Raw genomic sequence first — 14,827 nt, forward strand, 5'->3', positions numbered from 1 at the left:
AACGTGTGATGTGCAGGAGGTTAGCCGGGGCGCAGCCGCAGGCGGAAATCAGTTCGCGCGGCGCAGCGGCAGCGGGGCACCCATCACCGCGTAGGGACTGGGGGCGCTCGGAAAGAGCACCTGCCCGGCGAGGTCCTGGTAGCCGAGCCTGCGGTACAGGGCGCGGGCCGGGCTCTCGGTGTCGATCGCGGACAGGATCGAGCGGGGCAGGCCGCATCCGTCGGTGATGGTGGTGATCAGTTCGCGTCCGATGCCGCGTCCCTGGAAGCCGGGGTGGACGTGGAGTTCGGTGATGACGAAGGAGTCGTCGAGCCAGCCGTCGGTGCCGTTGCGGCGCAGATACGGCTCGACCACGGTGGACCACCAGTGGCTGCGGTCGTTGGGCATGCCGTAGACGAATCCGACGAGCCTGCCCCCCTCCGTGGTCGCTCCGAGCGCCCGGGCTCCGGGGTTCTGCAGGTGGCGCAGCACGATGTAGCGGCGGATGTCGATCTCGTCGTCGCTGAGCCCGAAGGCGAGTGCCTGCACGGCGAGCGCCTCATCGACCCGCGCCGTCAGATCGAGCGGTTCGACGACGACGTCGGGGGCCTGCGAGCCGTCCCCGGTGAGTGCTGCCATGGGCCGAACCCTACTTGCCGTCGTGACCGCTCAGCACGGGGTGCCGGGAATCAGAACAGCACGCTCATGAAGGCGCCGACCTCACGGAAGCCGACCCTGCAGTAGGACGCCCTGGCGGCGGTGTTGTAGTCGTTGACATACAGGCTGACGACCGGGGAGACGTCCGCCAGGGCGTAGCGCAGGACGGCCGCCATGCCGGTCTCCGACAGTCCCCTGCCCCGGTACTCGGGGTCGACCCAGACGCCCTGGATCTGGCAGGCCTGGGGGGTGGCCGCGCCGATCTCGGCCTTGAAGACGACCTTGCCGTCGTCGATGCGGGCGAAGGACCGTCCGGTGCCGACGAGTTCGGCGACGCGGGCCTGGTAGAGGAGTCCGCCGTCGCCGGCCATCGGCGAGACGCCGACCTCCTCGGTGAACATGGCCACGCACGCCGGCATGATCACGTCCATCTCGTCCTTGCGGATACGGCGGACGCCGGGGTCGGGCTCGATGTCGTCCGGCATCCGCTCGGTGATCATGAGCGGCTGGTTGGCCCGTACGTCCCTGGCCGGGCCCCAGTTCGGTTCGAGGAGCCGCCACAGCAGGGCCGTGGACTCCGCGGGGCCGACGATGGACGAGCAGCGGCGACCGGCCCGGCGCGCGCGGTCGGCGAAGGCGCGTACGGCTTCCGGGCCGGCGCAGATGGGCACGAGGTTGGCGCCGGAATAGCACAGGGAGCGCAGGTGTCCGTCCGTGTAATAGCCCCACATCTCGCCCCCGAGTCGCCACGGGTCGAGACCGGCAACCTGCACACGGGCGGTGACGAAAGCATTCGTCACCGGCTCGCTCTCGAGGATGGCGAGCGCGGCGCCGAGGTCGCCCGGGCCGAGGACCCGGGTGGTGGTCTGCGTCAACACGAGGGCGCCTCATCACACGGTTTGCTGGTTCTGGAACTGTACCCGGCACGTCCACGGCGTGGCGCGTGCACGGGAAGACCCCGCCGACCGGAAGGGGCGACGGGGCCTGGTGGATCCGGGTGCCGGCGGGCTCGGGGCTGCGAGCCCGCCGGCGGGGTCCTGGGGGTGCGGGTCAGGCGCCGGGCTCGCCCACGGCGACCACGTCCGGGGTGCCGGAGGCGACGCCGTCCTTCTCCATCTGCTCCGCGATCTTCATGGCCTCTTCGATGAGGGTCTCGACGATCTTCGACTCCGGCACGGTCTTGATGACCTCGCCCTTGACGAAGATCTGTCCCTTGCCGTTGCCCGAGGCCACACCGAGGTCGGCCTCACGGGCCTCGCCGGGTCCGTTGACCACGCAGCCCATGACGGCGACGCGCAGCGGGACCTCCATGCCCTCGAGTCCGGCGCTGACCTCGTCGGCGAGCTTGTAGACGTCGACCTGGGCGCGGCCGCAGGAGGGGCAGGAGACGATCTCCAGGCGGCGCTGGCGGAGGTTCAGCGACTCCAGGATCTGGATGCCGACCTTGACCTCCTCCGCCGGCGGCGCCGACAGGGAGACGCGGATGGTGTCGCCGATGCCTTCGCTGAGCAGCGCGCCGAAGGCGACGGCGGACTTGATCGTGCCCTGGAAGGCGGGACCGGCCTCTGTGACACCGAGGTGCAGCGGGTAGTCGCTCTGCGCGGCGAGGAGGCGGTAGGCGTTGACCATCACGACGGGGTCGTTGTGCTTGACCGAGATCTTGATGTCGCGGAAGCCGTGCTCCTCGAAGAGGGACGCTTCCCACAGGGCGGACTCGACGAGCGCCTCGGGGGTGGCCTTGCCGTACTTCTCCAGCAGCCGGCGGTCCAGGGAGCCCGCGTTGACGCCGATCCGGATCGGGGTGCCGGTCTCGCCGGCGGCCTTCGCGATCTCCTTGACCTTGTCGTCGAACTGCTTGATGTTGCCCGGGTTCACCCGCACCGCGGCGCAGCCGGCGTCGATGGCCGCGAAGACGTACTTCGGCTGGAAGTGGATGTCCGCGATCACCGGGATCTGAGACTTCCTGGCGATGGTGGCCAGCGCGTCCGCGTCGTCCTGGGTCGGGCAGGCGACCCGGACGATCTGGCAGCCGGAGGCCGTGAGCTCCGCGATCTGCTGGAGGGTGGCGCCGATGTCGGACGTCCTGGTCGTCGTCATCGACTGCACGGAAACGGGCGCGTCACCGCCGACGGCGACGGAGCCGACCTGGATCTTCCTGCTGACCCTGCGGTCGGCGAGCTTCGTCGGAACGGACGGAATTCCGAGAGAAATTGCAGTCATCTGCTGTGCAACCCCAAGGTGTGGATCGTGGTCCCGGATCGGCGGGCTCCAGCCCTTGAGATTACGGCACTGGCGTTCGGCGGGGCACATCGGACACCGAAGTCCACCCAAAGGTGACGGCCGGGCACGAAGCGTGCCCGGCCGTCACAGGAACCCCGCAGGGGAACTGCTCAGCTGATCTTCACGGGGTTGACGATGTCCGCCACCAGCACGAGCAGCGTGAAGCAGATGAAGATCCCCGCCACCACATAGGCGACCGGCATCAGCTTCGCCACGTCGAACGGGCCCGGGTCGGGCCGCCGGAAGACCTTGGCGATGTTCCGCCGTACCGACTCCCACAGCGCTCCGGCGATGTGTCCGCCGTCGAGCGGCAGCAGGGGCAGCATGTTGAAGAGGAACAGGGAGAGGTTGAAGCCCGCGAGCAGCATCAGGAAGGTCGCGACGATGTTGGTCGTCGGCATGTCGAGGTTGAGCACCTCACCGCTGATGCGCGCGGCGCCGACGACGCCGACCGGGGAGTCGTCCTTGCGCTCACCGTCACCGAAGGCCGCGTCCCACAGGTCGGGCACCTTGGACGGCAGGGCGACGATCGCTTCCGCGCCGTTCTCGATCATGCCGCCCATGCGGTCGACGGAGTCGCCGAACGACAGCGGAAGAATCTCCGTCTTGGCGGCGAAGCCCAGGTATCCGGCCGGGACGAACTCCTCGGGGATCACCTCCCCGTCCTCGTCCTTCTTCGCCACCGTGTTCTCGATGAGCGTGGCCTGAAGGACCTGCTCCGTGCCGCCGCGCTCGACGGTGATGGTGGCGGGGCCGATCGTCTCCCGGATACGGGTCGACAGCGTGGCCCAGTCGTCGACGGGCTTGCCGTTGAACGCGACGATCTTGTCGCCCTCCCGCAGCCCGGCGGCGAAGGCCGGCGACTCGGGGTCGCTCTTCGCGCAGGTGTCGCGCTGCTCGCTCTGCGCGATGACGCACTTCTGCACGCCGGCGACCTCGGTGGTCTGCGTCGGCGAGCCGAAGGTCATCATCACGCCGAGGAAGATCGCCACTGCGAGGACGAGGTTCATGAACGGGCCGGCGAACATGACGATGACGCGCTTCCACGGCTTGCGCGTGTAGAACAGGCGGGTCTCGTCGCCGGGCTTCAGTTCCTCGTACGCCGCCGAGCGCGCGTCTTCGATCATTCCGCGCCACGGCGAGGTGGAGCGGGCCTCGATACGGCCGTCCTCACCGGGCGGGAACATCCCGATCATGCGGATGTAGCCGCCCATGGGGATGGCCTTGATGCCGTACTCGGTCTCGCCCTTGTGCCGTGACCAGAGGGTCGGGCCGAAGCCGACCATGTACTGGGGCACGCGGATGCCGAAGAGCTTGGCCGTGGAGAGGTGGCCGAGCTCGTGCCAGGCGATGGAGAACAGCAGCCCGACGGCGAAGAGCGCGATGCCCAGAATGGTCAACAGAATGGTCATGCGCGAGCCTCCGCCGTTGCCTTCGCTGCCGTCTCACGGGCCCTGGCCCTGGCCCAGGTCTCCGCTTCGAGGACGTCCGCCACCGTCAGGGAAGTTCCCGACGCGGGGGTGCCGTGTGCGGCGACCACCTCGGTGACCGTATCCATGATGGCGTTGAACGGCAGCCGTCCGTCGAGGAATGCCTCCACGCACTCCTCGTTCGCGGCATTGAACACCGCCGGCGCCGTGCCGCCCAGCTCCCCCACATGGCGGGCGAGGCCCACCGACGGGAACGCCTCGTTGTCCAGCGGGAAGAACTCCCACGTCGAAGCGGTGGACCAGTCGAAGGCGGGAGCCGCGTCCGGGACCCGCTCCGGCCAGCCCACACCGATCGCGATCGGCCCCCGCATGTCGGGCGGCGTGGCCTGGGCGAGCGTCGAACCGTCCGTGAACTCCACCATCGAGTGAACATACGACTGGGGGTGGACGACGACCTCGATCCGGTCGAAGGGAATGTCGTAGAGCAGATGCGCCTCGATGACCTCGAGCCCCTTGTTCACGAGCGTCGCGCTGTTCACCGTGATCACCGGGCCCATCGCCCAGGTGGGGTGGGCGAGGGCGTCCTCGCGGGTCACACCCGCCAGCTCCGCCCTGGTCCGGCCGCGGAACGGGCCGCCCGACGCGGTCACGACCAGCTTGCGCACATCGCCGCGGGTGCCTGCGGCGAGTGCCTGGAAGAGGGCGGCGTGCTCGGAGTCGACGGGGATGATCTGCCCCGGCTTGGCGAGCGCCTTCACCAGCGGCCCGCCGACGATGAGCGACTCCTTGTTGGCCAGCGCGAGGGTCCGGCCGGACTCGAGGGCGGCCAGGGTGGGGGCGAGACCGATGGAGCCCGTGATGCCGTTCAGCACGGTGTGGCACGGGGAGGCGGCGAGTTCCGTGGCGGCGTCCGGACCGGCCAGGATCTCCGGCAGCGGCTCCGCGCCGTACAGCGCGGCGAGCGCCTCGCGCAGCGCGGGCACGGCGTCCTCGCGGGCCACCGCGACCGTCCCGGCACGCAGCTTGCGCGCCTGCTCGGCAAGCAGACCGACCCGGCCGCCGGCGGCGGACAGGGCGGTCACCCGGAAACGGTCGGGGTTACGCAGCACGAGGTCGATGGCCTGCGTACCGATGGACCCGGTGGAGCCGAGGACGACGATGTCCCGGCGGCCTTCGGTGGGATCGAAGACGATGTGCGGGTCCGCGAGGGGAGATGGGCTGTCGCTCATCCCCCCATTGTGGCCGTACTCCCTGTCCGCGTTGACAGGGAGTACCCGGCGGGCCGCCGTGATCGGGCCCGCCACGGCCGTGGCCCGTCAGCGGATCGGGCGGTGCACGTTCTCCTTCACCGTCGGGCCGGGTGTGGCGTCGGCGATCCACGGGCCTTCGCCGCTCGCGTCGACGACGCCCTCCTCCAGCCAGCTGTACGTTCCGGAGAGCACGCCACTGACGACCTTGCGGTCCAGGTCGTCGGTGTTCGACCAGAGGCGGGTGAACAGCTCCTCGACGCGGATCCTCGCCTGGCGGCAGAAGGCGTCGGCGAGCTGGTAGGCCTCGCGGCCGTGGTCGTCGGACGCCCGGAGCATGTCCGCGCGGACGCAGGCCGCGCTCATCGCGAACAGTTCCGCCCCGATGTCGACGATCCTGCCGAGGAAGCCCTGCTTGGTCTCCATACGGCCCTGCCAGCGTGACATGGCGTAGAAGGTCGAACGGGCCAGTTTGCGGGAGCTGCGCTCGACGTACCGGAGATGCGTGGACAGGTCCTGGTGACCGGCGGGGTGGAACTCGGCGTACGTACGGGGCAGCTGGCCCGGTCCGGTGACGAGTTTGGGGAGCCAGCGGGCGTAGAAGGCGGCCGCGTTCGCCCCGGCCCGGGCCTTGGCGGACATCGGCTTGTCGGGGTCGATGATGTCGCCGGCGACGGCCAGGTGCGCGTCCACCGCCTCGCGGGCGATGAGCAGGTGCATGATCTCGGTCGAGCCCTCGAAGATGCGGTTGATGCGCAGGTCACGCAGCAACTGCTCGGCAGGGACGGCGCGTTCGCCGCGTGCGGCCAGCGACTCTGCCGTCTCGAAACCGCGGCCGCCGCGGATCTGGACCAGTTCGTCCGCCATCAGGCAGCCCATCTCGGACCCGTAGAGCTTGGCGAGCGCGGCCTCGATGCGGATGTCGTTGCGGTCCTCGTCGGCCATCTGGGAGGCCAGGTCGACGACGGCCTCCAGAGCGAAGGTGGTCGCCGCGATGAAGGAGATCTTCGCGCCGACGGCCTCGTGCCGGGCGACGGGCTTGCCCCATTGCTCGCGCACCGCCGACCACTCGCGGGCGATCTTCAGGCACCACTTGCCGGCTCCGACGCACATCGCGGGCAGGGAGAGCCGGCCGGTGTTGAGCGTGGTCAGCGCGATCTTCAGCCCGGCGCCCTCGGGGCCGATGCGGTTGTCCGCGGGGACGCGCACCTGGTGGAAACGGGTGACGCCGTTCTCGAGTCCGCGCAGCCCCATGAAGGCGTTGCGGTTCTCGACGGTGATGCCCGCGCTGTCGGCCTCGACGACGAAGGCGGTGATGCCGCCCTTGTGGCCCTCCGACTTCGGCACCCGCGCCATCACGACGAGCAGGTCGGCGACGACACCGTTGGTGGTCCACAGCTTGACGCCGTCCAGGACGTAGTCGTCGCCGTCCGGGACGGCCGTCGTGGCGAGGCGGGCCGGGTCGGAACCGACATCGGGCTCCGTCAGCAGGAAGGCGGAGATGTCGGTGCGGGCCAGCCGCGGCAGGAACCGCTGCTTCTGCTCCTCGGTCCCGAACTGCTTCAGCGGCTGGGGCACGCCGATCGACTGGTGCGCGGACAGCAGCGCGCCGATCGCCGGGTTCGCGGAGCCGACGAGGGCCAGCGCCTTGTTGTAGTACACCTGGGTGAGGCCGAGACCGCCGTACTTGGGCTCGATCTTCATGCCGAGCGCGCCGAGCTCCCGCAGCCCGTTGATCACCTCGTCGGGGATCCGCGCCTCGCGCTCGATGCGGGCGCCGTCGATCTCCGTCTCGCAGAACCGGCGGAGTTTGGAGAGGAACTCCTCACCCCGCCGGGCGGCCTCGCCGGTCGGCATCGGATGGGGATGGATGAGGTCGAGCCGGAAACGGCCGAGGAACAGCTCTTTGGCGAAGCTGGGCTTCCGCCAGTGTTGTTCGCGCGCCGCTTCCGCGACCTGTCGCGCCTCGCGCTCGCTGATCTTCGGGGTATGGGGCTGATGCAGGGGCTTGTCCGTTGGAGCGGACATTGAGGCTCACCTCGCCGCGAATCGGGGACCGCCGGGTCGATGACCGGCCGGTGGCTACTCGTTCGTAGTACCCGATTCCCGGCACCTCCACCAGCCCACGTACGGCACAGGGGGCAACGAGGAGCGGCCGGATCCCCCGCCCGGTGTGCTTTTCGCAGTGCCCCTGTCCTGCGCTCTTCCTGCGCCGTGCGGGCTCCGTGCCGCCGCGGTCCGCGTCACCGTCCGTGCCCCGACCGGCTCAGGCCCACGCAGGCGACCCGCCGGGCTGGTCGACCGGCCCGGAACGCGGCCTCCCGGCCGTGCGCCCGCGTATCCCGGCGGGGATCGGTGTTCCCGTAGGAATCAGACGTCGACCGCACCGAGCTGCTGCAGCAGGCCGAAGTCGTCGAGGTTCCACCAGCTCTCGGCGATCTTGCCTCCCTCGCACCGGAAGGTCGCGTGGCCGGTTCCGGAGATCTCCTGGCCGGTGGCCTCCATGCCCTGGTACGTGCCCACGTGTCGCCCCTTGAAGGACGCCCGTACGCACACCAGGTCGCCCTCGGCCACCAGGCTCTCGATGGTGGCGACCGGTTCGAACGCCTCCATCGTTTCCTTGTTCTCGGCCTTGGCCTGCGCGAGCCCCACGTCGTACGACGACAGGGACGGGTCGTGCTCCCGGTAGTCGGCGGTGCAGATGTCGTCCGCCGCGTCGAAGTTCCTCGCGTTGATCACGTTCTCGAAGAAACTCCGGACCACGATCTTGTTCAGCTGCTCGTCCCGCATCACGTCGAGGTCCGTGAACGACGGTTCCCCGTCGCACAGGGCGACCATCTCCTGGAAGATCCGGTCCGTCTCCGGCAGGTTCGAGTTCTTCATCGCCTCCTGGTACGAGGGGAATTCCACGATCTCCACCACGTGAGTCGAGTCGGCCCGGTCACGCCCCATGATCGAGTGGGTGGCTGTCCGCTTGCCCTGCGTCGACTCGATCCAGGCGTCCATCAACCTGTTCAACTCATCGGCCCTGCTGGTCCTGCAGTCGATGACCTGCATGAATGTCATGACTTCTCCCATGGATCGGAGAGTTCCAGACACCTTCAGGCTATGCCCGGCCCAAGTCGGTCGCTCTGTTGGCCGACGGAAGGGAAGGGGGCGCGACACCGACTCATGTGGAAGCGTGTGTCGGTCGCCCTCGCCGAGGCCGTGTCGCGGCTGCCACGCGGCGAGGGCCGGTGGTACGGGCCGAAGCCTTCTCAGCGCAGTTGCTCGGCCAGTCCGACGATGATGCCCTCCGGGCCGCGGAGGTAGCAGAGCAGATAGCTGTCCTCGAACCGGGCGATCTCGCCGACGAGTTCGGCGCCGTGTGGGCGCAGGCGGGCGACGGTGTCCTCGATGTCGTCGACGGCGAACATGACGCGGTGCGTGCCCAGGATGTTGTGCGGCCGGTTGCGCGGCCCGGCGCTGATCGCCGCGGGGCTGCGGTACTTCGCCAGCTCGAGCCGGCTGTGACCGTCCGGGCTCCGGACCATCGCGATGTCACAGCGGACGCCGTCGAGCCCGGTGCACTGGTCGGCGACGGGGCCCTGGACCTCCGCCCTGCCCTCCAGCTCCATACCGAGTTCCACGAAGAACGCGATGGCGGCATCCATGTCCTCGACGACGATGCCGACGTTGTCCATCCGCTGAATCGCCATGCTGGTCTCTCCTACTTCCTCGCGCGGCCGGTGGTCGCCTCTGATGTCCCTGGGACGGAGCCAGTGGCACGTTCTCGACATCCTCGGACCGCCGAACTCCGAAAATCTGGATCGCGCCTCGGCACAGTTGCAGCAGACCCGCGAGCCAGGCGCCACCACCGAGGGTGAGTGCGGCGCATGTGGCCGCTCCCATGAAGACGATCGACCGCAGCCTCCGTCGCGAGCTTTTCCATGCTTCCTCGACGATTCGCAGCCCGCGCGCTTGAGCATTACGCCTCCCCTCACTGATTCACGGTGCCGGGTCACCTTTGGGGGTGGAGTTCCCCGTGCCGCTCGCCCTCGCCGCACCGGTCCTGGCCCCGCCGCGCGGCACCGGGCAGAGCCGGATGTTCCCACGGGAACATGACCCCACGCCGAGCCGGGCTCGGACGGGTCGAGGCGGGCAGAGACGGGCCGGAACACCCGCTACGAGAAGCAGCGGTTGCGCGCGACGTGACTACTGCATCTGAGCGGGAGTAAGCGTGTGGTGACTGCCAGGGCCGGTAGCGCTGCAATGCTCATCGATCATGGATGTCAGCACGTTCTACGCCCTGTTCTCCGCTACCTGCTTCACCCTGGTCGGCCTGTGGTGGAACGTCGTCCAGGGCCATGCCGAGTGGATGCGCGACCCGGCCCTGCGCCGCGTTGTCGGCGGGATCTACTTGTCCTTCCTGCTCCCTGCCCTGATGGGCCTCTTCGCCCAGGTCGGCGGCACCGCACAGCCTGAGGTCTGGCGCGCGGCCTTCATTGCGCTCGCCGTGGTCGGCTGCGTGTGCACCCTGCGGCTGCTGGCCCGCGCCCGTGGCGACCATTTCGTCACCTGGCAGCAGGCCGGCGCCGCGCTGCTCTATGTCCTGATCGCTGTTGTGGGCGCCTTCCCCGAGCTCGCCCACCACATGGGGCTCCGCCCCATCCAGGCCGCGGCCCTCGCCCTGATCGCCCTGATCGTCCTGGGGCACGCCCTGGTCTGGCGGTTCATGGCGGGCGAGGGCCGCACCGCCGAGAAGGTGGCCACTGGCTACTGAGCTCGAGGGACCCTGACTTGCCCGCCGACTTCCACGCTCCGGCGTCCCTGGCGGCCTCACAACGACCAGCGGACCGGGATCCCGACCGTCACCATGCCGTGAGTGCGCGAACCCCAGCCAAGATCCGTCCGTCCCCGCAGGCCAGACCCCGGATACGCGAAGACGGCCGGAGCCCCCGCGCGGTGGGCCCCTCACAACGCCCCTGACCTGCGGTTTCTCTCCGACCAGCGCAAACGGTCACCGCATCGGCCCGGATCTTCCCGGATCGGGCCGGATCTCGCCGCTTCCCGCGGCAAACATGGCCGGAACGCTTTCATTTGACCCGCAGCCGCCTTCGTTACTACCGGGCCCGTCCCGTATTTCAGAGGGATACCCGCGCTGATCTGCCGGCGGCAGAACACCGGCCGGACCGGGCTCGACGATCACTACAGTCCAGTCCCATGACGACGATTACGACGCGTACGGTCGAGTACCCGGCCGACGGTTTGACGATGATCGGGCACCTCGCGCTCCCGGCCGGTGTCGACCGCCGGCCCGCGGTGCTGCTCGGACCAGAGGGCATGGGGCTCAGCGACGTCGAGCGCCGCCGGGCCGATGCTCTCGCCGAGCTGGGATATGTAGCGCTGGCCTTCGACCTTCACGGCGGGCGCTATTTGGGTGACCCCGAGGAGATGCTGGCCCGTTGCATGCCACTGCTCGCTGATCCCGACCGGATGCGGGACATCGGCCACGCGGCACTCGACGAGTTGCGCACCGAACCGCGGACCGACCCCGACCGGATCGCCGCCATCGGCTACGGCACCGGGGGCGCCATCGCGCTGGAACTCGGGCGAGGCGGCGTCAACCTGCGCGCGATCGGGACAGTCAACGCACTGACCACGGGCCGACCGGGCGAGGCAGCGCGCATCCGCTGCCCGGTGTGGGCCGGGGTCGGATCGGAAGACCCGATCATGCCGCCCGCGCAACGAGACGCGTTCACCGCTGAGATGCAGGCCGCGGGCGTCGACTGGCGCCTCGCGGTCTATGGCGGCGCCTTGCACGCCTTCCACCACCCGCCGGTCGGCCACCCCGTGGTCCCCGGTGTCGGCCACCACCCACAGCACGCGCAGCGAGCCTGGCGCGACGTCGTCGACCTGCTCGCCGAGTGCCTGCCCGTGACGGAGGACCTGGGGGCATGACCCAGGCAAACATGCCGGCGCCAGGACTGATCAGCGTCGCGCACTGACAGTCTCCTCCCCTCGAGCCCTCACAGCAGAAACGCATTCGGGCAGTTGTGCGATCGGGGAGACGTATTCACAACTGCCGCAGTAAATAGCGGATTTACTGCGACGGAGCCCTGGCCCTGATCGTCGCGACCTGCGGCGGACCGTTCCGGCTTCCAGGCGAGATGTACGTATTTACTGCGGCGTCACTGTGCTGACCACGCGTAAAGCCGCATCAACTGCCATCTGACCCGCCGCGAGCCCGGGCTGAAGCGCTGCGGAAGTGTCACAGGTCGCCCCTGCCCCGGTGACCATCCCTTCGGTCGACCAGCGTCCGGACACGCCGGCGGACATGCTGTCCGGGAGGTGTCCGCGCAGTCACCGGGGACGGACAGGGGGACGAGGACACGCGGTCCCGACACGGGAACACTCCGGCCGGACAGGGGTGCCCGGACAGCAGTCGCCGCCTCCGGGTTCCACCGCCGGACGGGACGCACAAGGGATCCGAGTAGCACAGCACCGACAGGACGATGCCCACCAGCCTTGTCTTTGCGTGGAACGACGCTCGCCATGGCGGGAGAGCACGCCGATGTTCCCGTGAGTGCGCGAACCTCAGCCAAGATCGGCCGTTTCCGCAGGCCGGGCCAGGTGCACGAAAGACGGCCGGAGCCCCCGCACAGTGGGCTCCGGCCGCCGGTCGTGGCGTACGGCGTTACAGCGCCAGGCCGGTGAGGACCAGCACCCGCTCGTACGTGTAGTCGTCCATCGCGAAGGCCACGCCCTCGCGGCCGACGCCGGACTGCTTGGCGCCGCCGTACGGCATCTGGTCGGCGCGGTAGGACGGGACGTCGCCGATGATCACGCCGCCGACCTCGAGGGCACGGTGGGCGCGGAAGGCGGTCTGCACGTCGTGCGTGAACACGCCTGCCTGGAGGCCGTACTTGGAGTCGTTGACCGCCGCGAACGCCTCGGTCTCGCCGTCGACCTTGGTCACGGTCAGGACCGGGCCGAAGACCTCCTCGCAGGCGAGGGTGGCGTCGGCCGGGACGTCGGTCAGCACGGTGGGCGCGTAGGTGGCGCCGTCACGCTTGCCGCCGGTGAGCAGCTTGGCGCCGCCCTGCACCGCCTCGTCCACCCATGTCTCCACGCGCTTGGCGGCGTCCTCGCTGACGAGGGGGCCGACGTCGGTGGCGGCGTCGGACGGGTCGCCGGTGACCTGGGCCTCGACGGCGGCGACGATCTTCGGCAGCAGGCGGTCGTAGACCGTCGTGTCGGCGATCACGCGCTGCACGGAGATGCAGGACTGGCCGCCCTGGTAGTTGGAGAAGGTGGCGATACGCGTCGCCGCCCAGTCCAGGTCCTTCTCGCTCGCGAAGTCGGCGAGGACGACGGCCGCGCCGTTGCCGCCGAGCTCCAGGGTGCAGTGCTTGCGCGGGACCGAGTCCATGATCGCGTAGCCGACCTTGTCGGAACCGGTGAAGGAGATCACCGGCAGGCGCTCGTCCTGCACCAGGGCGGGCATCTGCTCGTTCGGCACGGTCAGCACGGACCAGGAGCCGGCGGGCAGGTCGGTCTCCGCGAGCAGCTCGCCGAGGATCAGCCCGGACAGCGGGGTCGCCGGGGCGGGCTTGAGGATGATCGGCGCGCCGACCGCGATCGCCGGAGCAATCTTGTGGGCGCAGAGGTTGAGCGGGAAGTTGAACGGCGCGATGCCGAGCACGACGCCCTTGGGGAAGCGGCGGGTGAGCGCGAGACGGCCCTGGCCGCCGGCGTCGGTGTCGAGGCGCTGGGCCTCTCCACCGTTGAAGCGACGGGCCTCCTCCCCGGCGAAACGGAACACCGAGACGGCCCGGCCGACCTCGCCGCGGGCCCACTTGATCGGCTTGCCGTTCTCGGCGGAGATCAGCTGCGCGATCTCCTCCGTGCGCTCGACCAGGCGCTTCGACACGTGATCGAGGGCGGCGGCGCGGACGTGGGCCGGCGTGGCGGCGAACTCGTCGCGCACGGCGTACGCGGCGGCGACGGCCTCCTCGACCTGGTCGGCGGTCGGTACGGAGACCTTGCCGACGAGGCGGCCGTCCCACGGGGACGTGACGTCGAGGACGGTCTCGCCGGTGGCCTGGCGGCCGGCGAGCCAGAAGGCGTGGGTGGAAGTCATGCGGAGTCCCGGCCCTTCCGAAGTAGTGGGGTCTGCTCGGTTGCTCTCTCCACACGGTAGGGCCGCGCGTCCGCCGGGTCGTTTGTCCGGCATGGAGTGGTCGCCTTCCGCGGCTGGCCGCTTTGGCGAGTCAGCGGCGCCTTTCCGTGGACACGATCAGGAAGACCCCCGCCACGACGACGACACCGCCCACCGCGATCGGCCAGGACAGCCGCTCGTCGAGGACCAGGGCGCCGAGCAGCACGGCGACCACCGGGTTGACGTACGCGTAGGTGGCGACGAGCGAGAGCGGGGCGTTGTGCAGGAGCCAGGCGTAGGCGGTGAACGCGAGCAGTGAGCCGAAGACGACCAGGTAGGCGAGCGCGGTCCATGAGCGGGCGGAGACGTCTCCCAGGACGAAGCCGTGGTGTTCGCCCCTGCCGAGGGCGACGAGGGCACAGCCGATGCCGCCCGCGACCATCTCGTAGGCACTGGCGGCGAACGGATCGGCCGGCATCGGGATCCGGGAGGACGAGAAGGAACCGATCGACCACATCAGGGACGCGGCGACGATGGTGAGCACGCCGGTGATGCGCACGTCGCCGCTGAGGCCTGGCAGGGTCAGCACGGCGAGTCCCGCCAGTCCGAGCGCCACTCCGCCGTAGGCGCCGCGGCCGGGCCGCTCGCCGGACGCCCGGCGCAGGAGGACGACCCAGGCGGGGACCACGGCAATCAGCAACGCGGCGAGCCCCGAGGGGACGGAGGTCTCCGCGAGGACGACCAGACCGTTGCCGCCCAGGAGCAGCAGCAGGCCGACGACGGCCGCGGAGGCGAGCTGCCGCCCGGTGACCTTGAGAGCGGCCGGGCCGCGCCGCCAGGCGACCAGCGCGCCGAGGACCAGGCCGGCGACGACGAAGCGGATCGCCGCGGAGACGAACGGCGGCATCGTCTCGACGACGATGCGTATGCCGAGGTAGGTGGAGCCCCAGACGACGTACACGATGACGAGGGCGGCCCAGACGGCTCCGGAGAGCCGGCGGCGGGCGAAGGCGTCCGGGCGCGCGGTGAGGGCGGGTGCGGCGGACGCCGGCTCGGTGGCGGGGTTTGTCATGAGCAGGAGATTAGGGAAGCGG

At 69.9% G+C, this 14,827-nt stretch carries 12 protein-coding genes; 2 read left to right on the top strand and 10 right to left on the bottom strand.

Annotated elements, in window-relative coordinates; translation table 11 throughout:
• Positions 1-48 precede the first annotated feature (48 nt).
• From ACTMTU_RS28730 to ACTMTU_RS28765, 8 genes are all read right to left on the bottom strand, one after another.
• On the bottom strand, positions 49-618 hold the full coding sequence (locus ACTMTU_RS28730) for a GNAT family N-acetyltransferase (RefSeq protein ID WP_441266365.1): 570 nt from the start codon (positions 616-618) through the stop codon (positions 49-51).
• A gap of 50 nt (positions 619-668) precedes the next feature.
• Positions 669-1,514 carry a GNAT family N-acetyltransferase gene (locus ACTMTU_RS28735; RefSeq protein WP_441266366.1) on the bottom strand — a complete coding sequence of 282 codons (846 nt, stop codon included), beginning with the start codon at positions 1,512-1,514 and terminating at the stop codon, positions 669-671.
• Between the two features lie 172 nt (positions 1,515-1,686).
• Positions 1,687-2,856 (bottom strand): flavodoxin-dependent (E)-4-hydroxy-3-methylbut-2-enyl-diphosphate synthase, encoded by a 1,170-nt coding sequence (gene ispG, locus ACTMTU_RS28740; protein ID WP_159686382.1) that lies wholly within the window; start codon positions 2,854-2,856, stop codon positions 1,687-1,689.
• 170 nt (positions 2,857-3,026) lie between these two features.
• On the bottom strand, positions 3,027-4,328 hold the full coding sequence (locus ACTMTU_RS28745) for a M50 family metallopeptidase (protein ID WP_441266367.1): 1,302 nt from the start codon (positions 4,326-4,328) through the stop codon (positions 3,027-3,029).
• Positions 4,325-5,575, bottom strand: a complete 1,251-nt coding sequence (gene dxr, locus ACTMTU_RS28750; protein ID WP_441266368.1) for a 1-deoxy-D-xylulose-5-phosphate reductoisomerase — start codon at positions 5,573-5,575, stop codon at positions 4,325-4,327. Before dxr ends, ACTMTU_RS28745 begins: the two co-directional genes overlap by 4 nt.
• An 87-nt stretch (positions 5,576-5,662) precedes the next feature.
• The gene (locus ACTMTU_RS28755; RefSeq protein WP_441266369.1) at positions 5,663-7,621 is read right to left on the bottom strand and encodes an acyl-CoA dehydrogenase family protein; all 1,959 of its coding nucleotides are present in this window, start codon (positions 7,619-7,621) and stop codon (positions 5,663-5,665) included.
• A 342-nt stretch (positions 7,622-7,963) separates the two neighbouring features.
• A complete protein-coding gene (locus ACTMTU_RS28760) occupies positions 7,964-8,659 on the bottom strand; it encodes an ester cyclase (protein ID WP_441266370.1) in 696 nt (231 codons plus the stop codon).
• 191 nt (positions 8,660-8,850) lie between these two features.
• Positions 8,851-9,291: a VOC family protein gene (locus ACTMTU_RS28765; RefSeq protein WP_441266371.1), complete on the bottom strand. Its 441-nt coding sequence runs from the start codon at positions 9,289-9,291 to the stop codon at positions 8,851-8,853.
• Positions 9,292-9,857: 566 nt separating this feature from the next.
• Between ACTMTU_RS28765 and ACTMTU_RS28770 the strand changes: the two genes are divergently transcribed.
• Both ACTMTU_RS28770 and ACTMTU_RS28775 read left to right on the top strand, forming a co-directional pair.
• Positions 9,858-10,355, top strand: coding sequence for a hypothetical protein (locus ACTMTU_RS28770; RefSeq protein ID WP_441266372.1), 498 nt, complete (start codon positions 9,858-9,860; stop codon positions 10,353-10,355).
• Between the two features lie 440 nt (positions 10,356-10,795).
• Entirely contained in the window at positions 10,796-11,533 is a 738-nt protein-coding gene (locus tag ACTMTU_RS28775) for a dienelactone hydrolase family protein (RefSeq protein WP_441266373.1), read from the top strand.
• A gap of 736 nt (positions 11,534-12,269) precedes the next feature.
• On the opposite strand, the gene ACTMTU_RS28780 is transcribed toward ACTMTU_RS28775, so the two are convergent.
• Together ACTMTU_RS28780 and ACTMTU_RS28785 are read right to left on the bottom strand one after the other, a co-directional pair.
• Positions 12,270-13,715, bottom strand: coding sequence for an aldehyde dehydrogenase family protein (locus ACTMTU_RS28780; protein ID WP_441266374.1), 1,446 nt, complete (start codon positions 13,713-13,715; stop codon positions 12,270-12,272).
• Positions 13,716-13,845: 130 nt separating this feature from the next.
• Positions 13,846-14,805, bottom strand: coding sequence for an EamA family transporter (locus tag ACTMTU_RS28785; RefSeq protein WP_441266375.1), 960 nt, complete (start codon positions 14,803-14,805; stop codon positions 13,846-13,848).
• Positions 14,806-14,827 lie beyond the last annotated feature (22 nt).

The organism is Streptomyces sp. OZ13 (assembly GCF_052068155.1).
Lineage (GTDB): Bacteria > Actinomycetota > Actinomycetes > Streptomycetales > Streptomycetaceae > Streptomyces.